The organism is Mesorhizobium sp. LNJC405B00, from assembly GCF_000502615.1.
GTDB lineage: Bacteria > Pseudomonadota > Alphaproteobacteria > Rhizobiales > Rhizobiaceae > Mesorhizobium.
In genome coordinates, this window is record NZ_AYWC01000002.1 from 1 (window position 1) to 22,925 (window position 22,925).

The 22,925-nt window shown below is 62.9% G+C and carries 18 protein-coding genes and 2 pseudogenes; 5 read left to right on the forward strand and 15 right to left on the reverse strand.

Going from position 1 to position 22,925, the window contains the following annotated elements; genetic code table 11:
- Together X756_RS161525 and X756_RS161520 are read right to left on the reverse strand one after the other, a co-directional pair.
- Window positions 1-914 (reverse strand): annotated as a pseudogene (locus X756_RS161525) (hypothetical protein); the annotation flags it as partial.
- 75 nt (window positions 915-989) lie between these two features.
- Window positions 990-2,288 (reverse strand): adenylosuccinate synthase, encoded by a 1,299-nt coding sequence (locus X756_RS161520; RefSeq protein WP_023728606.1) that lies wholly within the window; start codon window positions 2,286-2,288, stop codon window positions 990-992.
- Window positions 2,289-2,496: 208 nt separating this feature from the next.
- Between X756_RS161520 and X756_RS161515 the strand changes: the two genes are divergently transcribed.
- Both X756_RS161515 and X756_RS161510 read left to right on the forward strand, forming a co-directional pair.
- Window positions 2,497-3,402, forward strand: coding sequence for a DMT family transporter (locus tag X756_RS161515; RefSeq protein ID WP_023699181.1), 906 nt, complete (start codon window positions 2,497-2,499; stop codon window positions 3,400-3,402).
- 105 nt (window positions 3,403-3,507) lie between these two features.
- Window positions 3,508-3,972, forward strand: coding sequence for a DUF2231 domain-containing protein (locus tag X756_RS161510; RefSeq protein WP_023711969.1), 465 nt, complete (start codon window positions 3,508-3,510; stop codon window positions 3,970-3,972).
- A gap of 63 nt (window positions 3,973-4,035) precedes the next feature.
- Here the strand turns inward: X756_RS161510 and serA are convergent, their stop codons facing one another.
- From serA to glmM, 5 genes are all read right to left on the reverse strand, one after another.
- Window positions 4,036-5,637, reverse strand: coding sequence for a phosphoglycerate dehydrogenase (gene serA / locus X756_RS161505; protein ID WP_023728607.1), 1,602 nt, complete (start codon window positions 5,635-5,637; stop codon window positions 4,036-4,038).
- Between the two features lie 58 nt (window positions 5,638-5,695).
- Window positions 5,696-6,871 carry a phosphoserine transaminase gene (locus X756_RS161500; RefSeq protein WP_023728608.1) on the reverse strand — a complete coding sequence of 392 codons (1,176 nt, stop codon included), beginning with the start codon at window positions 6,869-6,871 and terminating at the stop codon, window positions 5,696-5,698.
- 201 nt (window positions 6,872-7,072) lie between these two features.
- Complete coding sequence (locus X756_RS161495) at window positions 7,073-7,843, reverse strand: outer membrane protein (RefSeq protein ID WP_023728609.1); 771 nt, start codon at window positions 7,841-7,843, stop codon at window positions 7,073-7,075.
- 230 nt (window positions 7,844-8,073) lie between these two features.
- On the reverse strand, window positions 8,074-8,889 hold the full coding sequence (locus X756_RS161490) for an outer membrane protein (RefSeq protein WP_023728610.1): 816 nt from the start codon (window positions 8,887-8,889) through the stop codon (window positions 8,074-8,076).
- 251 nt (window positions 8,890-9,140) lie between these two features.
- Window positions 9,141-10,493 (reverse strand): phosphoglucosamine mutase, encoded by a 1,353-nt coding sequence (gene glmM, locus X756_RS161485; protein ID WP_023728611.1) that lies wholly within the window; start codon window positions 10,491-10,493, stop codon window positions 9,141-9,143.
- 343 nt (window positions 10,494-10,836) lie between these two features.
- On the opposite strand from glmM, the gene X756_RS161480 reads away from it, so the two are divergent.
- Both X756_RS161480 and X756_RS161475 read left to right on the forward strand, forming a co-directional pair.
- Window positions 10,837-11,835, forward strand: coding sequence for a hypothetical protein (locus tag X756_RS161480; protein WP_023728612.1), 999 nt, complete (start codon window positions 10,837-10,839; stop codon window positions 11,833-11,835).
- A 240-nt stretch (window positions 11,836-12,075) separates the two neighbouring features.
- Window positions 12,076-12,528 (forward strand): hypothetical protein, encoded by a 453-nt coding sequence (locus X756_RS161475; RefSeq protein ID WP_023728613.1) that lies wholly within the window; start codon window positions 12,076-12,078, stop codon window positions 12,526-12,528.
- Window positions 12,529-12,601: 73 nt separating this feature from the next.
- Here X756_RS161475 and X756_RS161470 read toward each other — a convergent pair.
- Window positions 12,602-13,480 (reverse strand): annotated as a pseudogene (locus tag X756_RS161470) (NAD(P)-binding domain-containing protein); the annotation flags it as partial.
- A gap of 19 nt (window positions 13,481-13,499) precedes the next feature.
- Window positions 13,500-14,264 carry an SDR family oxidoreductase gene (locus tag X756_RS161465; RefSeq protein ID WP_023728615.1) on the reverse strand — a complete coding sequence of 255 codons (765 nt, stop codon included), beginning with the start codon at window positions 14,262-14,264 and terminating at the stop codon, window positions 13,500-13,502.
- 185 nt (window positions 14,265-14,449) lie between these two features.
- Here X756_RS161465 and X756_RS161460 point away from each other — a divergent pair, with 185 nt between their 5' ends.
- On the forward strand, window positions 14,450-14,818 hold the full coding sequence (locus X756_RS161460; protein WP_023704885.1) for a helix-turn-helix domain-containing protein: 369 nt from the start codon (window positions 14,450-14,452) through the stop codon (window positions 14,816-14,818).
- Window positions 14,819-14,884: 66 nt separating this feature from the next.
- Here the strand turns inward: X756_RS161460 and ftsH are convergent, their stop codons facing one another.
- The 6 genes from ftsH to X756_RS161430 form a co-directional block, all read right to left on the reverse strand.
- Window positions 14,885-16,810, reverse strand: coding sequence for an ATP-dependent zinc metalloprotease FtsH (ftsH, locus tag X756_RS161455; RefSeq protein ID WP_023728616.1), 1,926 nt, complete (start codon window positions 16,808-16,810; stop codon window positions 14,885-14,887).
- Window positions 16,811-16,913: 103 nt separating this feature from the next.
- A complete protein-coding gene (gene tilS / locus X756_RS161450; protein WP_023728617.1) occupies window positions 16,914-18,320 on the reverse strand; it encodes a tRNA lysidine(34) synthetase TilS in 1,407 nt (468 codons plus the stop codon).
- Window positions 18,321-18,371: 51 nt separating this feature from the next.
- Window positions 18,372-19,454, reverse strand: coding sequence for a tol-pal system protein YbgF (gene ybgF, locus X756_RS161445; RefSeq protein WP_023726183.1), 1,083 nt, complete (start codon window positions 19,452-19,454; stop codon window positions 18,372-18,374).
- Between the two features lie 211 nt (window positions 19,455-19,665).
- Window positions 19,666-20,172 carry a peptidoglycan-associated lipoprotein Pal gene (pal, locus tag X756_RS161440; RefSeq protein ID WP_023684182.1) on the reverse strand — a complete coding sequence of 169 codons (507 nt, stop codon included), beginning with the start codon at window positions 20,170-20,172 and terminating at the stop codon, window positions 19,666-19,668.
- Between the two features lie 249 nt (window positions 20,173-20,421).
- Window positions 20,422-21,726, reverse strand: a complete 1,305-nt coding sequence (gene tolB / locus X756_RS161435) for a Tol-Pal system beta propeller repeat protein TolB (protein WP_023673841.1) — start codon at window positions 21,724-21,726, stop codon at window positions 20,422-20,424.
- A gap of 38 nt (window positions 21,727-21,764) precedes the next feature.
- A complete protein-coding gene (locus X756_RS161430; RefSeq protein WP_023728618.1) occupies window positions 21,765-22,922 on the reverse strand; it encodes an energy transducer TonB in 1,158 nt (385 codons plus the stop codon).
- Window positions 22,923-22,925 lie beyond the last annotated feature (3 nt).

Sequence of the window (22,925 nt, forward strand, 5' to 3'; positions counted from 1 at the left end):
CCGGCCGGCGGGGTCGCAGGCGCTGGAGCCGCAGGTGGCGCTGGAGCCGGGGGTGGCGGTGTGGTCAGCGCGGCGACGGACTCGCCCTCGCCGATGCCGCTTTGACCGGCCGCGGGACCGGGGTCGGTTTCACCGCCTTCGGGCGATAGGCGCTGGGTGAACTTCGTTCCCTCGCCGGCAGCGGCCGGTGCCGGTGCATCGGCCGCGGGCTTGGCCGGCGCCGGCTTTACCAGCGGTTCGGTCGAGACCGTCTTGGTGTCGCCGCCGAGGCCCAGCATCGAGCCAAAGGCATCCTTGTTCAGCCAGATGCCATAGCCGCCGCCGGCGACCACCAGAAGCGCGACGACAGCCGCGATCAACCCGCCATAGCTGCGCCTGCGCTCGGCTGGGCGCAGGCGTTGGAACGTGTCCGCCGCCGGCTGCTCGTCATTGGCAAAGACATCGGCGCTATCGTCGTCGGCGTCCAGCTCCGCGGCTTGCTTGTCGATGGTTTCTGCACGCGCCACAGGCGGAGGCGGTGTCGGAGCGGGCCTCTGCCAGCTCGGCTCTGTCCTGGTGGTCGGCGCCGGCTGCACGGGTTTCGCCGGCTGCCAGGCCGGCGCAGGCGTGGCGGAAGGCTTTACATGACTGGACTGGTTCTTGTTGCGGTCTATGGAGGAGAAGATGTGCTCCAGCTCCGCCAGCGGATCGGATGCCGGCAGTGCCCTGGCATAGTCGCGCTCGACGCTCGAGATGGCATCTTCCAGGGATCGCTTCTGCGTGCTTATGGCTTCGGCGGCCAGCGGCGGCGAATACTCCGCAAGCTTCTTAGCCAGCATGGTACGAACGCTTTCATAGATCCGCGTACGCTTTTCGGGCGTTTCGTCGCCGTGCTTGTCGAGCGCCTTTTTCAGAATAGCAACGAAATCTGCCATGCTTCAGTCGACCTGTATTTGTTTCCGCGCCGGCCCCCGCAAATCGGCCGCGATGCCCGGAAAGGCTTCAGAAAACTAGTCTTGAAACGGATCGGTCACAAGTATCGTGTCGTCCCGTTCCGGGCTGGTGGAAAGGAGCGCGACGGGTGCGCCGATTAGCTCCTCGATGTAACGGACGTATTTGACGGCCTGCGCCGGAAGGTCGTTCCAGCTGCGCGCGCCGGCGGTGGTGCCTTTCCAGCCTTCGAGCGTCTCGTAAACCGGCTCGACACGCGCCTGCGCGCCCTGGCTGGCCGGCAGATAGTCGATCGTTTCGCCGTCGAGACGGTAGCCGGTGCAGACCTTGATCTCATCCAGCCCGTCGAGCACGTCGAGCTTGGTCAACGCGATGCCCTTGATGCCGTTGACGGCGACGGCCTGGCGCACCAGCACGGCGTCGAACCAGCCGCAACGGCGTTTGCGCCCGGTGACGACGCCGAATTCGTGGCCACGCGTACCGAGAAATTCGCCGATCTCGTTCTTCTGCTCGGTCGGGAACGGGCCTTCGCCGACACGCGTCGTATAGGCCTTGGTGATGCCCAGGACATAGCCGATGGCGCCGGGGCCCACCCCCGAGCCGGCGGCTGCCTGGCCGGCAACGGTGTTGGACGAGGTGACGAACGGATATGTGCCGTGGTCGATGTCGAGCAGCGTGCCTTGCGCGCCCTCGAACAGGATGCGTTCGCCGGCGCGGCGCTTGTGGTCGAGGATTTTCCAGACGCGGTCCATATAGGGCAGGATCTCATCGGCGACCGAGGTCAGCTCGGTCATGATCGCCTCATGCGTGACTTCGCCATGGCCAAGCCCGCGACGCAGCGCATTGTGATGCGTCAGCAGCCTGTCGACCTTGAGGGGCAGCGTTTCCAAATCCGCCAGATCCATCACCCGAACCGCGCGCCGGCCCACCTTGTCCTCATAGGCGGGGCCGATGCCACGACGCGTCGTGCCAATTTTCGTCCCGGAATTGGAGGCGGCGTCCTCGCGGAATCCGTCCAGCTCCCGGTGCAGCGACAGGATAAGCGCGGTGTTTTCGGCTATTTTCAGGCGGTCCGGCGTGACCTCGACGCCTTGCGCCTTGAGTTTTGCCACTTCCGCGACAAAGGCGTGCGGGTCGAAGACGACGCCATTGCCGATGATCGACAGCTTGCCTTGCCGCACCACGCCCGACGGCAGCAGCGACAGTTTGTAGACCTTGCCGTCGACGACCAGCGTATGGCCGGCATTGTGGCCGCCCTGGAAGCGCACGACCACGTCGGCGCGCTCCGACAACCAGTCGACGATCTTGCCCTTGCCTTCGTCGCCCCATTGCGAGCCGACGACCACCACATTGGCCATGTTTCTTTTCCCTTGAGATGCCGCCCTGGCGGCCTGGATATGGTTCGAAACGACAGGCCTCTATAGCGTCAAGACCTCGCAAGCGCGACCTTTCTTTGCCGTCGAAAATGCCCTGAGGCACAACAATTTTCGGCTTTGACATCATTTACTTGCGTCGGCGGGGGCAATAGGCCGGCAAACACAACTTCCCAGGCGGCCGGAATCCCGCATGCATCGACGCGCCTACCTGTTCCTGCTGCTGACCACCTTGCTGTGGGGCGGCAATTCCGTCGCCGGCAAGCTGGCGGTCGGTCACGTCTCGCCGATGACGCTGGTCTTCCTGCGCTGGGTGCTGGCCGTCGCGATCCTGCTGCCGATCGGCTGGCGCACGATCAGGGAGGACTGGCCGGTGGTGCGCAAACACTGGTTCGTCCTGGCTGCACTTGGCGCCAGCGGCTTCACTCTGTTCAACACCATTTTCTACACCGCGCTCAACTACACGACGGCGATCAATGTCTCGATCGAACAGGCGGCGATGCCGGTCTTGATCATCATTGCCAATTTCTTCTTCTTCCGCCTACGCGTGAGCTGGGCGCAGATTGCGGGCGTGGTGCTGACCATCTTCGGTGTCATCTTGACTGCCTGCCACGGCGATCCGCGCCGGCTGCTCACATTGGAACTCAATTTCGGCGACGCCATCATGCTGGTCGCGGTCGTCCTCTACAGCGGTTATTCGGTCGGGCTGCGGCTGAAGCCGGTGATGCGCTGGCAGAGCCTGATGTTGTCCCTGGCGATCGCTGCCCTCATCACCTCGCTGCCGTTCTTCCTGTGGGAGGTCGCCGCCGGCAAGGTTATCGTCCCCGATATCAGCGGCTGGGTGGTCATCGTCTATACCGCGATCGGCGCTTCGGTCATTTCGCAGATCACTTACATCAGGGGCAACGAACTGATCGGCGCCAACCGTGCCGGGCTGTTCATCAATCTGGTGCCGATCTTCGGCACGCTGCTGTCAGTGCTGATCGTCGGCGAGACATTCCAGCTCTACCAGGCGCTGGCGCTCGTCCTGGTGCTGGGCGGCATTTCGCTCGCCGAATACAGCGGGCGCAAGATGGCGGCACCGAACCGCCGCGGATAACATTTGGCTGCTGCCGCGCTGCGCCGCCGTCGCGATAACTGCTGCCGCGCGCCGACCTGGAACATTTTACCTCTGGCGGAGTTTGCTTGCGTGGGAGGCAACAAGATGAGCCATAACCCTCGCAGCACGGCAAGCATCGCCGGTCACCCCATTCATCCAATGCTGATTCCGTTTCCGATCGCCTTCTTTGTCGGCACCTTCGTTTGCGATCTGATTTTCTGGCAGACAGCCGATCCCGGGTGGGTCACCGGATCGCTTTGGCTTCTCGGCGCCGGCCTGATCATGGGCGCCTTGGCCGCTCTTACCGGCCTGACGGATGTCCTCGGCGATGTTCAGATCCGCAATCTCACGACAGCATGGCTCCATGCCGGCGGCAACGTTCTCGTCGTGCTGATCGAGCTTTACAACTGGTACTCGCGTTATGTCGCTGGAGCGGCGGCCGTGATTCCGACCGGCTTTATCTTGTCGCTGATCGTGGTTCTGGTCCTGCTGTTTACAGGCTGGAAGGGCTGGGAATTGGTCTATCGGCATCGCGTGGGCGTCTCCGACGGCTCAGACGAATTGACCTGAACCGGCCTGTGCGGCGGCCGCCCCAATGATGGGGGAGGACCGCCGCGTCCGCCACGCCGTCAACTACATCGCGTTGACGTCGAACTGCAGCCGCTTGGCCGAGCCTATCGACTTGTGCGCCTTGACCTGTTCCAGCACTTTTTCCGGGAACGGCGCGTCGAGATAGAGCAGCGCAATCGCGTCGCCGCCCGGCCGGTTGCGGCCGAGCTGGAAGTTGGCGATGTTGACGCCGTTCTCGCCGCACACCGTGCCGAGCAGGCCGATAATGCCGGGCGCATCGGCATTGGTTGTGTAGAGCATGTGCTGGCCGACCTCGGCGTCGAGATTGATGCCCTTGATCTGGATGAAGCGCGGCTTGCCGTCGGAGAAGCAGGTGCCGGCGATCGAGCGCGTCATGTGCTCGGTCTTCACCGTCAGCTTGATGTAGCCGTCGAACACGCCCGACTTGTCGCGCTTGACCTCGGCGACGATGATGCCGCGCTCCTTCACCATGATCGGCGCCGACACCATATTGACGTCGGCGACCTGCGGCCGGATCAGTCCGGCAAGCGCGGCACTGATCAGGGCACGCGTGTTCATCGTCGCGGTCGAGCCGTCGAACAGGATCTCGACCTCGTTGATCGGGTCCTCGGTGACTTGGCCGACAAAGGCGCCGAGCACTTCGGCGAGCTTGACGAACGGCTTCAGCCGCGGTGCTTCCTCGGCCGTGATCGAGGGCATGTTGATGGCATTCGAAACCGCGCCCTTGATCAGATAGTCGGCCATCTGCTCGGCCACCTGGAGCGCGACATTTTCCTGCGCTTCCGCTGTCGAGGCGCCGAGATGCGGCGTTGCCACCACATTCTCCATGCCGAACAGCGCGTTGTTCTCCGCCGGTTCGACCTCGAACACATCGACGCCGGCGCCCGCCACCTTGCCGCTCTTCAGCGCCGCGACCAGGTCGGCTTCGACGATGAGCCCGCCACGCGCGCAATTGATGATGCGCACGCCGTTCTTCATTTTGGCGATCGCCGCCGCGTCGATGATGTTGCGCGTCTTGTCGGTCAGCGGCGTGTGCAGCGTGATGAAATCGGCGCGGGCGAAAAGCTCGTCCAGCTCGACCTTGTCGACGCCGAGTTCCTCGGCGCGCTTGTCCGACAGGAACGGGTCGAAGGCAACGACATGCATCTTCAGGCCGACGCCGCGCGTGGCGACGATCGAGCCGATATTGCCGCAGCCGATGACACCCAGCGTCTTGCCGGTGATCTCGACGCCCATGAAGCGGTTCTTTTCCCATTTGCCGGCATGGGTCGAGGCATTGGCCTCCGGGATCTGCCGTGCGAGTGCAAAGATCATCGCCACCGCATGTTCGGCCGTGGTGATCGAATTGCCGAAGGGCGTGTTCATCACGATGATGCCCTTGCGGCTCGCCGCGGGGATGTCGACATTGTCGACACCGATGCCGGCGCGGCCGACGACCTTGAGTCTTGTCGCTGCGTTGATCAGTTTTTCCGTGACCTTGGTCGCCGAGCGGATGGCAAGACCATCATACTGGTCGATGACTTCGAGCAGCTTTTCCTTGTCCTTGCCGAGATCGGGCAAATAGTCGACCTCGATGCCGCGGTCCTTGAATATCTGGACGGCGGTGGTGGAGAGTTTGTCAGAGACGAGAACGCGGGGCGCCATGGCGGCCTCCTTGAACTGGATTGTCGGGAAATGGCGGCCCGCAGGCCGCCACGAATTCTCAGGCTGCTGCCTTCACCGAAGCCTTCTGCGTGGCGAAGGCCCAGTCGAGCCAGGGCAGCAGCGCCTCGAGATCGGAGGTCTCGACGGTGGCGCCGCACCAGATGCGCAGACCGGAAGGTGCGTCACGATAGGAGCCGATGTCGTAGGCGACGCCTTCCTTGTCGAGCACAGAGACGATCGCCTTGGCGAAGGCCGCCTGCCCGTCGGCGTCGAGCGCCGCGACATCGGCGTCGGTGAAGGACAGACATACGGACGTGTTGGACCGTGTCGCCGCATCGACTGCGAGATGGCCGAGCCAGGACGACTTGTCGACAAACCCATCGAGCACGGCGGCATTGGCATCGGCTCTGGCAATCAACGCATCGAGACCGCCGATCGACTTCGCCCAATGAAGCGCATCGAGATAGTCCTCGACGCACAGCATCGACGGCGTGTTGATGGTCTCGCCCTTGAAGACGCCTTCGATCAGCTTGCCGCCCGAGGTCAGGCGGAAGATTTTCGGCAGCGGCCACGCCGGCTTGTAGGTTTCCAGTCGCTCGACGGCGCGAGGCGACAGGATCAGCATGCCGTGTGCGCCCTCGCCGCCCAGCACTTTCTGCCAGGAGAAGGTGACGACATCGAGCTTCTGGAAATCGAGCCTCTGCGCGAATGCGGCCGAGGTCGCGTCGCAGATGGTCAGGCCTTTGCGGTCGGCTGGAATGAAATCGCCATTCGGCACGCGCACGCCTGAGGTCGTGCCGTTCCAGGTGAAGACCACATCGCGGTTGAAATCGATCTTGGTGAGATCCGGCAGCTCGCCATAGCCTGCCTCGATCCTTCTGATATCGGCGAGCTTCAGCTGCTTGACCACATCGGTCACCCAGCCGGAGCCAAAGCTTTCCCATGCCACCATGTCGACACCGCGTTCGCCGAGCAGCGACCACAGCGCCATCTCGACAGCACCCGTGTCCGACGCCGGCACGATGCCGATGCGGCAATCGGCCGGAACCTGGAGAATTTCGCGCGTCAGCTCGATCGCCTGTTCGAGCTTGGTCTTGCCGATCTTGGCGCGGTGAGAACGGCCGAGCGCAGCATTCTTCAGTGCCTCGACCGACCAGCCGGGGCGTTTTGCGCAGGGACCTGAGGAGAAATTGGGGTTTGCCGGACGGAGTCCGGGCTTCGTATGCGTCGTCATCGTGGTCTATCCTTCCAGATAGTGGCCCCTCGTTGGGGAGGGGTGGCCCACGGACGGCGATATGCGTTCAGCCCTCAGGCGTCAAGAGGAAAGTTTTTGTCGCTGGCGGGATACCGGCGATACGGGATCAGCATGTCGTGGGCTAAAACGCAAACAGCGGATCGAAGAGATCCGCCGTTGGGCTTCCGAACAGCAAGCTTCCTACCAGAGGTCGTAGCGCAGGCCGAGCTTGACCTGATGATTGCTGATGCCCTTGCGGATCGGATAGGAGGTCAGGCTCTCGGCCGTGACATATTCGGCATCCGGCGCGGAGAAGTACTGGTAGCCGAGATCTACAGAAACATTCTTGGTCACCTGATAGGCCAGGCCCGCATCCAGCGTGTAGGCGAGGGAATACTGGGTCTTGTTGTCGTTCCGGACGAAATCATCCGTAGGGTCGACATTGTCGGTGAAGTAACTCGCCGACAGCTTGTATTTGCTCCGGACCAGCCCAATGCCGGCGCCGAGGTAGGGCGTGATCCCGACATAAGTGCCGAGATCGACATAGCCATTGACCATGCCCGACAGGGAATAATTTTGCAGCGATGCCGACGCGATGGTCGCACCACCCGGCGGCGGCGTCGCCGAATCGTCAAAGCCGATGCCGATGTTGTTGCCGGGCAGATAGCCAAGATTGACGTCGCCGCGCAGATAGTCGTTGAAGTGGTAGCCGAAGCCGATGCTGGCAAAGGCCGGATCCTGCTTCTCGCTGAAGCTCGCGGGGGCGAAGGTGAAATCCTGATCCTCGTAGCTCTTCTGCGCCAGATAAGAGACGTCGCCGCGCAGATACCAGCCCGAGCCGACCTCGACCGGTTGATAGTCCGGCGCCTGATCGACATAGATCGGCGGATCGTAGTCCGCGGCCTGCGCCGGCGTCAGCGGCACAAGGACGAGTGCGGCGAGCGCCGGCGCTGTCAGCGATTTGAAATTCATGGGTCCCCGGCTCCTGAAATTGGCGCCCGTCATTTTGATCGCAAGCGCCGTTTCACCAAGCATTGTTAACCATAGTGGTTAAGTCAGGGTTAAGGATAACGGAGCGTTACCGAATTGATTTCGATTGGATTTCTTCGGCACACGCGGTCGGTTGAAAACGCGCAAGCATCCGCAAACGAAAACCGCCCGGCAAGACCGGGCGGTTCGCGAATTCCTGGATTTCGAAGCGACTACTTGGTGTAGATCGGCTCCGGCTCTGGAACGTAGGGCTCCGGCGATGTGCAACCATTATTGCCGCCGAACTGATAGCGCAGACCGCCTCGTACCTCATGTGTGTTGATGCCATGGTCGAAGCCGGGCCCGGAACTGCTCACGTCGAAGTCGAACATGCGGCCCCCCTCAATGTGAGAGTAGCGATAGCCGGCATCCAGGATCACCCTGTTCGTAAGGCAATAGGACGCGCCGGCCATGAGCGCGTAGGCAAAGCGCCAATTCTTCGACCCGGGGTTGGTCTCGGTTGTGTTCGGGTCGTGGACGGTATCCCATTTGACGTGCGCGCCGCCGATGCCAGCGCCAACATAAGGCGTGATGCCGTGCCAGGTGCCGATATCGTAATAGGCGTTGGCCAAGAGCAGCAATGCGCTCATTTTCGACACTTCGACCGATGTCGTAACGCCATCGTTGGTTGATCCGTTGAAGTCCGAAGCGAACCAATAGTCGGCTGTCAGGTCGGTACGGAAATGATCGTTGATCTTGTAGCCAATGCCGGCGCCGAGTGAGAAGCCGCCCTTAAGCTCGCCGGAATCGAAAACATTGCTGCCGGGAGGCGGCCCGTAGGTGATATAGTCGATGCCGCGCAAATCCGATTTATGATAGTCGATGTCGCCGCGGATGTACCAGCCGCCGAAATCGGCCGGCTGCTCGTAGGCGATCGGCGCCGGCGCCTCTTCGACCACCGGCGGCTCCGCCAGATCGGCGGCGAATACTGGCCCGGCCACACCTGCGAACAGCGCGGCAAGGAGGGCCTTTTTTGCTGTATTGAACATGTTTGTCACCCCTGAGAACCGTCGGGAAAGTCCAACTTGCCCGAATGTGATTGACCTCAGTTGTGGATAATGAATTGGAAAAGTTAAAAGGCGTTTAACCCTGTCGATTAACCACGAATTCTCGACATTTTAGCAAACGGCCTCCGCCGGCATGACGCTGGGACCAACCCTGGCCGAAACAAAAAGCCCGCCTGCAGGCGGGCTTGAAGTCTTGAGCCGGCAGTTCGCCCCTGCCGTCGGAGGCAGCGCAATCAGGCGGCGCTGCGCGTTTCCGAGATGATGTCGACGATGTCGTTGACCACGGCCTCGACCAGCTGCGGGTCGTCGCCCTCGGCCATGACGCGGATCAGCGGCTCGGTGCCGGAGGGCCGGATGACCAGGCGGCCGGCCTTGCCGAGACGGTTGCGCGCGTCTTCGATCGCCGCCTTGACCGTGGCTTCCTCAAGCGGCTTGCCGCCGGCGATGCGGACATTCTTCAGCAGCTGCGGCACCGGCTCGAATTTCTTCGACAGTTCGCTGACCGGCCGGTTCTGCCGCTTGATGCAGGCCAGCACCTGCAGCGCCGAGACCAGCCCGTCGCCAGTGGTCGAGAAATCGGACAGCACGATGTGGCCCGACTGCTCGCCGCCGACATTCAACCCATGCGCGCGCATATGCTCAACGACATAGCGGTCGCCGACCTTGGTGCGATGCAGCTGCAGCTTCATGTCGCCAAGGAAGCGTTCGAGGCCGAGATTGGACATCACCGTCGAGACGACGCCGCCGCCGGCCAATCGCCCGCTCTGGTGCCAGGACTCGGCGATCAGCGCCATGATCTGGTCACCGTCGACGATGGCGCCGTTCTCGTCGACGATGACGACACGGTCGGCATCGCCGTCGAGTGCGATGCCGATATCGGCGCGCACTTCATGCACCTTCTTCTGCAGGCCGGCCGGATGGGTCGAGCCGCATTCCTTGTTGATGTTGAAACCGTTCGGATCGACATTGATGGCAATGACCTCGGCGCCCAGTTCCCAAAGTGCGGCAGGCGCCACCTTGTAGGCTGCGCCATTGGCGCAATCGACGACGATCCTGAGACCCGACAGCGACATCGAGCGCGGCAGCGTGCGCTTGGCGAATTCGATGTAGCGGTCATGCACGCCGTCGACGCGCTTGGCGCGGCCGAGCCCGTCGGAATCGGCGAGCGCCAGTTCGATATCCTTGTCGAGCATGCTCTCGATGCGCTCCTCGATCTCGTCGGAGAGCTTGTACCCGTCGGGACCGAACAGCTTGATGCCGTTGTCGTAATAAGGGTTGTGCGAGGCCGAGATCATGACGCCGATATCGGCGCGCAGCGAGCGCACCAGCATGGCGACTGCCGGTGTCGGGATCGGGCCGAGCAGGAACACATCCATGCCGGCCGCGCACAGGCCGGACACCATGGCGTTTTCGATCATGTAGCCGGACAGCCTGGTGTCCTTGCCGAGCACGACGCGGTGGCGATGGCTGCCGCGCTGGAACGACAGGCCGGCGGCCATGCCGACCCGCATCGCGATCTCAGCCGTCATCGGAAACTTGTTGGCGCGCCCGCGAATGCCGTCGGTGCCAAAATAACGTCCTGCCATGCTTACCAGAATCCCCGTCGGTTTTCAGCCGGCTCGTAATGCCACAATTGGTCCGAGCCCGACTATCACATTGTGTGATTGTATATTACCAATTCTTAGAAAATCATTGTAGCAGGCTGTTCGGAGCGTTGGCAGCGTATCATGACACGGTCTTGCCGCAATATAACATTCACACTGGGCCACACTGCGCAGATTGGGCCGGTAAGCCGGACTGTTGGAGGGGCAGATCGCAAGGGTCCATCACCTTATCGGGAGAACGCCGTTTAGCATCTGGCGCAGCCTAGCGTTGAGAGCTATTGATTGACACAGATACAACCTATGGGCGCAGCAACGGGAGAACGCCATGCTCATCCACCGACTTGCAACTTTGACGGGTCTTGCCGTCGCAACCTTGTTCATGGCGGCGCCCGCCAGCGCGCTGACCATGGCCCAGTGTAGTACCAAGTATAATGCCGCCAAGGACGCCGGCACGCTGAACGGGCAGACCTGGAATCAGTATCGGAAGGCCGAGTGCGGCACCGACGCGGCGGCCACCACCGAGACCGCAAAGCCGGCGGCCAAGAAGGCAGCTGCGGCCAAGACGGACACGACCAAGGCCGCCGCTGATGATGGCGCCAAGGGTCTGACGGCCAAGGAATGCAGCGCTAAGTACCAGGCTGCCAAGGCCGCCGGTACGCTCAATGGCGCAAAGTGGAACGACTTCCGCAAGACCGAATGCGCCGCCGGCGCATCCGCCGCGGCAGAACCGGCCAAGGCCACGACCAAGGCCGCAGCCACAACCGACGATGGCGCCAAGGGCCTGACGGCCAAGGAATGCAGCACCAAATACCAGGCGGCAAAGGCCGCCGGCACACTGAACGGCGTGAAGTGGAACGACTTCCGCAAGACCGAATGCGCCGCCGGGGCCTCGGCCGCGGCAGCGCCCGCCAAGGCAACCACCAAGGCAACTGCCGACAGCAGCGGCAAGGGCCTGAGCATGGCCGATTGCAGCGCCAAGTACCAGGCTGCCAAGTCTGCCAATACGCTGGGCGGCAAGAAGTGGAACGACTTCCGCAAGGCCGAATGCGGCGCCGGCGCAGATGACGACGACACCGTGCCCGCTCCGAGCGAGGCGACCTATACCAGCGAGCCCGAGAAGCCCTCGGTCAGCGCTCCCAAAGGTGTCAAGTTCCCGGCCGCGATCTCAAAGAAATACGCCGGCGAGACGCCGGCCAAGGGCCGCATGCATACCTGCCTCGAGGTGTATTATGCCAACAAGGACGCCAACACGCTCAATGGCCTGCGCTGGATCCAGAAGGGCGGCGGCTTCTACAGCCTCTGCAATGCCAAGCTGAAGAGCTGATCGCGTAGCCATATTCTCCAGACAATGGCCCGCGCATCGCAGCATGCGCGGGCCTTTTTATTGCGCTCGAAGACACCTGGCGTTGCCCGCGTTTACATACCGCGGAAGGTGTTGGCATCATCTATTCGCCCACACTGCCCACCGCAGACTTATGGTTGGTTCGCAAAGATTCCAGTTGAACATATAAAGAACAAATGGTATACAAAAGGACATCAAACTTTTGTCAACCAGGAGGGTCTTATGTCCAGATTGAAATTGGCGGCATTGGCTGTGACGGCATGGATTGCTTGGAGCGTCGCCCCTGCAAGCGCACTGACGATGAAGGAATGCGGCGAGGCCTATCGCACAGCCAAGGAGGGCGGCACTCTGAACGGCATGGATTGGACCGCTTTCCGCACAGAGAAGTGTGCGACGTCAGCTGCGGAGAGTGCCAATGCGGATGCGGTCAAAACCGAGCCGCAGCCGCAGAAGGAAACCAGCGCGGCGGTCGCCCCCGCTGTAGCGCCGACGGGCGTGACATTCCCGACCACCCTCGCCGCCGAATTCAAGACCGAGAAGCCCTCGAAGGCGCGGATGAAGACCTGCCTGCAGGGCTACCACGGCAACAAGGACGCGGGTACGTTGAACGGCCTTCGCTGGATCCAGAAGGGCGGCGGCTATTACAGCCTCTGCAACGCCAAGCTGAAGAGCTGATCGACCAGCAGCGTTTGAAGATCGACGGCCCCCAACCGCAAGGTTGGCGGGCCTTCTCTTGGGTCTTGCCCCGTCAAGCGCCTTGTTTCGAGAGCAGTGCGACCAGGCTTGTAAGATCGGCATTGGCCTGGCCGGCAGCCACCCCGCGCTTCATCAGGCTTTGCATCGGCAAGACGAGTTCGGTGCTGACGTCAGCCGACCTGCTGGCATCGATGAGATTGACGTAAGCATCAGCCTGCATGCCCAGATTGGAAACGACATTGCTGGTGTGATCGCCACTGTCGATCTGTTCCGCCCATTTCGGCAGCAGGCCTTGCATCGACTGAAGCCAGGAAGCCAGCAGCGGCATGAACTCGCCGGCCGGGATTCCTGCTGCGCCCGTCAATGCCAACGCCTGCAGAACGCCCGCGAACATGCCGTACATGCCGCTCAGAAGCGAGATATCATAGAGCGGCGCGAGGCCAGCATCCTCACCGAGGAATTTGCTGGTGCCGAGCGCTCCGAGCTGCCCCCAACAAGCATCGAACGCCTGGCGCGAACCGCTGTAGAGAATCAGGGCGTGCGGCCCGCCGATCATCGGCGGCACCGCCATGATGCCGCCGTCGATATAGCTCGCGCCCTGGCTCACCGCCCAGCCCGACATCGCCCGCGCCTGCTCGGGCGTGCCGTTGGTGAGATTGACCAATGTGCGGCCCGACAGCGCGTCTCGGCTTGGGCCGAGCACCTCACGAGCGGTGTCATAGACAAGCAGGCACGCCACGATCAGTGGACTCGATCTGACGGCTTCCTCGACACTCTTGGCCACAATGGCGCCCTTGGCTGCCAAAGCCTCAGCCTTTGCCGGAGAACGGTTCCACACCGTCACCGCATGTCCCTGGTTCAGAAAGGCTTCGGCAAGCGCAGTGCCCATGGCGCCGAGACCGATTACTGTTATGTCGCTCATTCTGCTTCTCCTTGGTTTGGTTGCGCGGTTACGCCGGTGTCGGGGTCAGGTCCTGGCCAAGGCCACCGTCCACGGTCAGCCGCGCGCCCGTGGTGAAGGTCGCGTCGAACGCCAGGAACAGCACTGCGCGCGCCACCTCCTCCATCGTGCCGTGGCGCTTCATCGGCGTGACCGCGTCGCCGATCGCCATGAAGGCGGCCCGCTCCTCGGCCGAGGCGTCGGCCACACCCATCGTCGGCGTATCGATAAAACCAGGGCTGACCACATTCACGCGGATCCGGCGCGGCAGAAGCTCGGCGGCCAGGACCTTGGCGAAGGCGCGCAGTGCCGCCTTCGATCCGGAATAGACGCTCATGCCGCCAGTGCCGGATTCGTCGGCGATCGACGAGGTGAAGACTATGGCGCCACCATCCCTGATGAGGGGCAGCAGGCGCTGCGCGGTGAAGAAAGCGCCTTTGGTGTTGATGTCGAAGGTGCGATCGTAACTGTCCTCGGTGACCCGCTCCACGGGTTCGAGATTGGCCACCCCGGCATTGACGTGAAGGAAGTCGATCTGGCCAAGCTTCTGCCCCACTTCGGCACCGAGCGTGACGATATCGGCCATGTCTGAGATATCGGACCGCACGACATGAGCTCGCGAAAGCAGCTTGGCTCGCGCGGCCTCGATGTTGCGCTGGTCGCGGCCGGTGACCAGGACCTCGGCGCCGCTTTCGATCAGGGTTTCGGCAACGGCGAGCCCCATGCCGTGCGTCCCGCCGATGACAACGGCCTTCTTGTTTGCGTATCGTGTCATGATTCATCCCTTTTTGACAAAATCCGGCCGCCGACGGCCTTTGCAGGTCGAAGCGAGGTACCGATATGATGTTGTGGTGTTCGCCGATGCCGGCGAGCTGGTTTGAAGCTATGGACCGGCTTGGTTTTTCTCAAGTACCGACAAAAATGTAAGCTACCCACCGATTGCTCAGAATTGGATGAAACATGGGAAAGAAACAGCCAGATAGTTGCGGATTGGGGCCGGCGCTGGAGGTCATCAGCGGCAAATGGAAGGCGCTACTGCTCTGGCAGATTCACAAAGCGCCGGCACGATTCGGTGAGCTGAAGCGGCTGGTGCCTGACATCAGCGAAAAGATGCTGATCCAACAGCTGCGCGAAATGGAGGCCGACGGCATCGTCCATCGCGAAATCTTTCCCGAGGTGCCGCCGAGGGTCGAATACTCGATTACCGAATTCGGCATCGAGCTGGACAATGCCCTGATCCCGCTGGCCAGATGGGGCAAGCAACATGCTGGCCGGACTGACGGTGTGCGCCCCGGCAAAGCAAATGCATCCGTCCCGCATGCTCTTTGAGAGACCCTGAATAGCAAAACGCCGCGGATTGAGCCGCGGCGTTTTCTTGCATCAAGTGATGTCAGCTCAGCTCGATGGCTGAGGCTCCATGCCGCCTTCGGGCTCGGGACCCTTCTTGCGGCGGCCGGACTTCGGCACAGCCGAGCCGCGGCTTGTGGGGGTGTCATCGCCCAAATCTCGCGCGGGCTTCTGCCCGGCGATCAGCTGCTTGATCTCTTCGCCCGAAAGCGTCTCGTATTCGAGCAGGCCCTGCGCCAGAGCGATCCATTCCTTCTTCTTCTTGGTCAGAATGGATTTGGCCGTGACATAGGCCTCGTCGATCAGCCGGCGCACTTCGGCGTCGATGATCTGCGCGGTCTCTTCCGAGACGTTCTGCGTGCGCGCCACCGAATGGCCGAGGAAAACCTCTTCCTGGTTGTCGCCATAGGCGACATGGCCGAGCTTGTCGGAGAAGCCCCAGCGCGTGACCATGGCGCGCGCCAGTTTGGTCGCCTGCTCGATGTCCGAGGAGGCGCCCGAGGTGATGTTCTCCTTGCCGAACTTGAACTCCTCGGCAACGCGGCCGCCCATCATGATGGCGAGCCGTGAGATCATGTATTTGTAGCTCATCGAATAGCGGTCGCCTTCTGGCAGTTGCATGACCATGCCGAGCGCGCGGCCGCGCGGGATGATGGTCGCCTTGTGCAGCGGATCGGCCGACGGCACGTTGAGCGCCAGGATGGCGTGGCCGGCCTCGTGATAGGCCGTGAGTTCCTTTTCGGCCTGGGTCATGGCCGACGAGCGGCGCTCGGCGCCCATCATGATCTTGTCCTTGGCGTCCTCGAACTCGGCCATGGTGACAAGGCGCTTGTTGCGGCGCGCCGCCATCAGAGCGGATTCATTGACAAGGTTCATCAGGTCGGCGCCCGAGAAGCCCGGCGTGCCGCGCGCGATCACTTTGAGGTCGACATTCGGCGCCAGCGGCACGTTGCGCACATGCACCTTGAGGATCTTCTCGCGGCCGACGATGTCGGGGTTCGGCACCACCACCTGGCGGTCGAAACGGCCCGGACGCAGCAGCGCCGGGTCGAGCACGTCGGGCCGGTTGGTGGCGGCGATCAGGATGATGCTCTCGTTGGACTCGAATCCGTCCATCTCGACCAGCAACTGGTTCAGCGTCTGTTCGCGCTCATCATTGCCACCGCCGAGGCCGGCGCCGCGATGGCGGCCGACAGCGTCGATTTCGTCGATGAAGATGATGCAGGGAGCATTCTTCTTGGCCTGGTCGAACATGTCGCGCACACGGCTTGCGCCGACGCCGACGAACATCTCGACGAAGTCGGAACCCGAAATGGTGAAGAACGGCACATTCGCTTCGCCGGCGACGGAGCGGGCGAGCAGCGTCTTGCCGGTGCCGGGAGGTCCGACCAGAAGCACGCCGCGCGGGATCTTGCCGCCGAGGCGCTGGAACTTCTGCGGATCGCGCAGGAACTCGACGATCTCTTCCAGATCTTCCTTGGCCTCGTCGACGCCGGCGACATCCTGGAAGGTGACGCGGCCATGCGCCTCAGTGAGAAGCTTGGCCTTCGACTTGCCGAAACCCATGGCGCGGCCGGAGCCGGACTGCATCTGGCGCATGAAGAATATCCACACGCCAAGGATCAGGATCATCGGCAGATAGGAGATCAGATAGCTGAACAGCGAGTTGGAACCGTCCGCCTCAGGCCGCGCATTGATGGTGACGTTCTTGTCCTGCAGCCGCGAGACCAACTGCGGATCGCCAGGCGAATAGGTCTGGAAGCCATTGGCGTTGTCGGCGTAGGTGCCCGTGATGCGGGCGCCGGCGATGACCACCGTCTTGACCCGGCCGGCCGCGACCTCTTGCAGGAACTGCGAATAGGGAACGTCGGTCGAGGCCCCGCGAGTCTGCGGCGTCTGGAACAGATTGAAGAGAGCAATGAGCAGGACCGCTATGATCGCCCAGAGCGCGAGATTGCGATAATTCGGATTCATCAATTGTCCCGTTGGTGCCCGCTGGGACACGCGTCATGAGAGGAAACTTGCGCCTAACATAGGGAGAGCGCCCCCCCTTGCCAAGCATAACAGCACGTCTGGGTTAAGCTTTCGCGCCATGATCAACCGGCACTGTGGCGGCCAAAGGGCAAGCCGGAACAGGCGGTGCGCCGATCAACTCGGCCACGGCCTGCGCCAACACCAGATCGAAGCAAGGCAGGAAACGGGCAAAGGGGGCAGCGGCGGGGCTGACCGCGATTGCCGCCGCCGCCGCTACATCCCCTGCAAAACCACGGCATTCGCCGCCGCGCCACAGCGCCGGTTCCGCAGCCAGGGCGGCGCGCACAAGGCTTGGCGGCGCGCCATCCCCGGCAATCGGCGTTTTGGCGGCGGCAGCGGCGCCAAGCGGCGCGATCAACCATGCACCCGGACTGTCGTCCAATGTGATCGCCCCGGCTTCGATGTGTGGCGTGATCCGCCGGCGACCGTCCCAAAGCAGAGTGCCAGCTACCGGCGCGGAACGCGGCAGGTCGCGCGATTCACGGCGCAGGAAGATGCCGTTTCGCCTGATATCGACGACCGCCCGCGACAATGTGGCGCAAAGCCGACCGGCCCGCATTTGCTCGAACAGCGCTTCGCTGCGCGCCTGATCCGGCAACAAGGCGGTGCCGCCCGTCACCGCCAGCAGAACACGCAGCGCATAGACCGCGGCTTGCGTGTCATCCGCTTCCGCCAAACCGAGATCGAGACGGATGAGACCCCTCGCCGGCCGGCTGGCAAATTCACCAATCAGGGCGGCAGCACGGCGACCGAGTTCCTCGCGATCGCCGGCAGCCCGCCCAGCCAGGCCGATTGCCTCGGCAAAACGCTGCCCGCTCCGGTCTTCGCCGAGCACGGCCCGGATGCGCGGGCGTTCGAAATTCGTGTCGATGTTGGTCGGATCCTCCGCCCAGCCGACATGTTCGCGCTGCAGGAAGGCGCGCAACGCCGCGCGCCGTACGCCGAGCAGCGGCCGCGCGATCCAGATCCGCCAGTCATAGAGGGTGGCCGGCGCCATGCCGGCGAGACCTCGGCCTGCAAGCTCTCGCCCGTCATTCCGCGCGACTCGCATCAGGACGGTCTCGGCCTGGTCGTCGGCGGTGTGGCCGGTCACGATCACACCGATGCCTTGCGCCTGCGCTGCCTCGGCCAGCAACCGGTAGCGCGCCTCGCGCGCCGCCGCGGGCAGGCCGGCCGACGGCTTGGCGCCGGACCAGTTGAGCGTCCGGTGCGCGATGCCGCGCTCGGCACAAAGCTTTGCCACGCTGCGCGCTTCGACTGCTGCTTCCGGACGCAGGCCGTGGTCGATCGTCACCGCCAGCAGCCGGGCTGTCGGGGCGCTGCGGTCGAGGTGAGCCTTGAGGAGAAGAAGGAGGGCGGTCGAGTCGCTGCCGCCGGACACGGCCGCAAGCGCGCCGTTGGTAAAGTCGATCTGCGAAAAATTCGAAAGGTCAGGCTCGGTATCGAGCATCAATGCATGTCGCGCAAAAGTGGTCCCGGTTCAGGGACGACACGGCAAAGACTAGCACGCCGCCAGCGCCCTCTCCTGCTTGACGCGTTCCTTGAGCGCGGCCGAAATATCGGGATAGCGCTTGCCGATCTCGCCGAAGGTGGCGCAGGCGACATCCTTCTGCTTGAGGCCGACCAGCGACACGCCAAGCTTCAGGAGCATGTCAGGCGCCTTCTTGGCCTTCGGATAGTCCTTGCTGGCGGAGAGGAAAACCTCGGCAGCGTCATGATACTTCTGCTGGCCAAGCAGCGATTCGCCAAGCCAGTAATGCGCGTCCGCCGCCTTGGCGTCCTTCGGGAAGCGGGCGATGTGGTCGCGAAAACCCTGCTCGGCGGTGCTGTAGTCGCCCGACAGGATGAACTGGTAGGAGTTGCGGTAGATCTCTTCCGGGTTGTTGGTGGCAGGCAGCGCCGCCACCACCGTGCCGTCCGACTTGCCGGTCTTAGCCCCGGCAGCCGGCGCCTCGGCGGCGGGAGCCGCACCTTCCGCCGGCGCCGCTGCCTGCGTGTTGCCGCCGGCGTCGATTACATTGCCGTTCTTGTCGACGGTAATGGTGCCGAAGGTCTTGGGCGGCGTGCCGTTGATCACCTTGCCGGGATCGCCGGTCTGCGATTCGACGATGACCTCGCCGACGCTCTGGCCGCCATCCGACTGCGCGCCGGCACCGGCCGGCGCCTGGTCTGCCGGGGCCTCGGCGACGCCGGTGCCCGCGCCACCGTCCTGCGGCGCGGCCTCCGATTTCTTCTGGGCCGGCGGCTGCCCGCTGGAGCCGCCTTCCAACTGCTGGAAGCGGAACTCGTTGTCTTCCTGCTGCTTGCGCATCTGCTCCTGCATCTGCAGGATCTGGAAGTTGAGTTCCTCGAGCTTGCCGTTCATCTGCCGGAGCTGATCTTCCAGCCCCGCGGCGGCGGTGCCGTCCTGCTGCTGCGCGATCTGTTGCTGCTCCGGCTTCTCCTTCTTGCCGAAAATGCCGAGCGTCGGCAGATGGAAGGAAAAGCCGCTATCCGCGGGTTGTCCGGTGCCGCTCGCAGAAGCCGCGAAGCCTGATACGAGCAGCAGCGCAAGCGTGCCGCTCAAGACCGATCTGAAATGCATGTGCCTCTCGCCGTGAATATCGTGAGCCTGTTCGCGCCTTCCGATCACAGTGGGACCGGCACGACGCCCTCGGCTCTTAGCAGGAGGCGAGACTTCGGCCAAATTTTGTTTCCGGGTTTGTTTCCGGGACCGAAACTGAAAAAGGCGGCCACAAGGCCGCCTTTCGCATGGAAGTGTTGCAATTATGCGACTAAGGCCGCCGTCTTACTCATCAGGAGCCGGCGCCGGAGAGCGTGGTGACGGCGCGGCGATTCTGCGACCAGCAGGAGATGTCGTCGCAGACCGCGACCGGACGTTCCTTGCCGTAGGAAATGGTCTTCAGGCGGCTCGCCGAAACGCCCCTGGCGACCAGGAAGTCGCGGGTGGCGGCGGCGCGGCGGGCGCCGAGAGCCAGATTGTATTCACGCGTGCCGCGTTCGTCGGCATGGCCTTCGACGACGATGGCGTACTGCTTGTACTGGTTGAGCCACTGCGCCTGGCGCGACAGCGTCGTCTGCGCATCGGCGCGGATCGCGGTCGAGTCCGTGTCGAAGAAGATGCGGTCGCCAATGTTGACGGTGAAGTCCTGCGCCGAGCCCGGCGTTGCGGCACCCGCGCCATTGAGGCCGAGATCGGCAGCGTTGTTCGGGGTTTTCTTCGAGGCGCAACCGGTGATGGCGAGCATCGCGATCAGGGCGATCATCGCCGGGTTTCTGGTAAGTGCTGCGATACGGCCCATGCCGCCTCTCCTTCGTATTCGAGTGATCGTATTTCGAGTGATTTCGTTGATCACCCAGTAACCACGTTTGGGTTAACCGGCATTCAAGAAATACGGTTAATGTTTGGTTTCGATCGTCCGTCCACGACCTTCAAATCCACGGTCACAGTTGGCGCGGACCCTAGGCGGAAATGCGGCCGAAACGCGACTAATGAATGGAAAAGGGGCCAAACGGGCCCCTTTTTAGCAGGTGTGGCAATTCGGCCGAACCTACTCCAGCAGCGGCGACCAGGCGGGATCCGACGCGAAATTCGCGGTCGGGATCGACTGTTCGTTGCGGCCGGTGAGATCGACGGAAACCAGTTTTGGGCCGCCGGCGGAGTCGCGGAAGAACATCAGCACGCGGCCGTTGGGCGCCCAGGTCGGTCCCTCCTGCTGGAAGCCCGAGGAGAGGATGCGCTCGCCCGAACCGTCGGTCTTCATGACGCCGATCTGGAATTCGCCGCCGGTCTGCTTGGTGAAGGCGACGAGGTCGCCCCGCGGCGACCACACCGGCGTCGAATAGACGCCGTCGCCGAACGAAATGCGGGTCTGGCCCGAGCCGTCGGCGCCCATCACATAAATCTGCGCACGGCCGCCACGATCGGAAGTGAATACCACCTTGCTGCCGTCGGGCGAATAAGAGGGCGAGGTGTCGATGGCGGTCGAGTTGGTCAGCCGGGTGGTCGAGCGGCTTCGCAGATCCATGGCGAAGATGTTGGAATTGCCGTCATCGCGCAGCAGGCTCATGATCACCTTCTGGCCGTCGGGCGAGAAGCGCGGCGCAAAGGTCATGCCGGGAAAGTTGCCGACCAGTTCGCGCTGTCCGGTCTCGATCTGCAGCAGATAGACCCGCGGCTGGCCGCTTTCATACGACATGTAAGTGATTTCCTGCCGATTCGGCGAGAAACGCGGCGTCAGCACGATCGAGCGGCCATCGGAGAGATAGCGCACATTGGCGCCGTCCTGGTCCATGATGGCGAGCCGCTTCTTGCGCGCATTCTTGGCGCCGGATTCGTCGATGAAGACGACGCGTGTGTCGAAATAGCCCTTCTCGCCGGTGAGCTTCTCATAGATCGCATCGGCGATGATGTGGGCGACACGGCGTTGATTTGCGTCGTTGGCGAAAAACTGCTCCCCGGCTATCTGCTGGTTGCCAAAAATATCCCATAGTCGGTACTGGGCGCGGATTCGGCCGTCCGCCTCCTTGCTCACGCTGCCGGTGACCAGCGCCTGCGCATTGATCACCTTCCAGTCGTCGAAACGGGGCTGCGCATCCGGATTGGCGATCTTCTCGATGAAGGCGTTCTTGTCTATCGGTGCGAAGAGACCGGAGCGCTTCAGGTCGGCGGTGACGATCTCGGAAATCTGCGCGCCGAGCCCTCCCTGGAAATCTGGGATGGCGATCGGCATCGGTTCGACATTGCCTTTGTTGACGTTGAGCTCGAGGGTTGCTCGAGCAGGCAAGGTGACGACGGCGTTCATGCCCATCGCCATCGCGGCGACCATCAGGAGCGGCTTGAGGATGGATTTCATGTCTTCTCGCTTCTCTTGCTGATTTCTGGGTGCTCAGGCTACAGGCCAAGCATCGCTCTGGGATCGAAGTTGACGCGAACGTCGGACCAAATGTCATGCTTTCCGGCGGGCACCTGCAGGCCGGCGACATCGCATTTCTGCACAGCGCGAACCGCGCTGCTGTCGAATTGGGGGTTGCCGCTGGACTTCTCGACGGTCGGACGGCCCTCCAGCTTGCCGGAGGCATCCAGGCTGAAACGGATCACCACGGTGAAATCCTCAGAACCCTCAAGCCCAACCGGGAGGGTCCAGCAGCCAGCGAGCTGTTCTTCCAATGCCCCTTGCTCGGACTTCGACAGCTTCTGGCCTTGATCCTTGTCGCCGCCTAGCGATGCCTGCTGGGTCGAGCGCTTGGCGCCGCCGCCGGATGGCTTCTGCTTGTCGAGCAAAGCCTTGATGTCAGCCTCATTGAACTGCTTGTCATCCGACTTCGGCTTCGACGAGGCTTCCTTGACTGGCTTGTCAGCGTCCTTGCGGTCCGGTGCCTTGGCGCTTTCGGCCTGCGCCGGCTGCGGCTTCGGCCGTGCTTCGGGAGCAGGAGCGGAAGTCGGAAGCTGCGCTTCTTCCAGAGGCTGCTGATCCGATATGGCTTCGGCGACCGCGTCGGGCTTCACGCGTGGCTTCGGCTCTATGGCGGCGGTCGTGTCCGGCTGCGGTGTTGGTGCAGGCTCCTTCACCGGGGTCGGCTTCGGTTCAACCTGCTTCACCGGCTCGGGCTTGACCTCTTCCTTCGGCTGCGGCTCCGGCGCCACCTCCGTCGCAGGTGTCGGCTTCGGCGCTTCCTTTGGCTTCGGCGTGTCCTCGGTCTTCGGCTTTTCGGTCGGCGTCGGAGCCGGGGCAAGGGCCGCTGTTTTCTCCACCGGCTTCGGCTTGGGCTCGTCCGTCACCGGCTTGTCGGTATCAACGCTGTTCTCGCCGATTTTCTGCGCATCTGGCACGATGTCGGGACGCTTGGTCGGCATCGGCGCCGGCTTATCGTGCATCACCGCCTTCTTGTCGCCCTGCAGCGTCTGCGCAATGGCTTCCATGGGAACGATGTCGACCGCTATCGACTCCACATCCGTGGACGGCAGCGCGGCCGGCGCCGACAGGGTGAACAGGCCGAAAGCCAGTGCCACCGTATGCAGTATCACCGATGTGGTGAGGCCGGTCTTCATCGT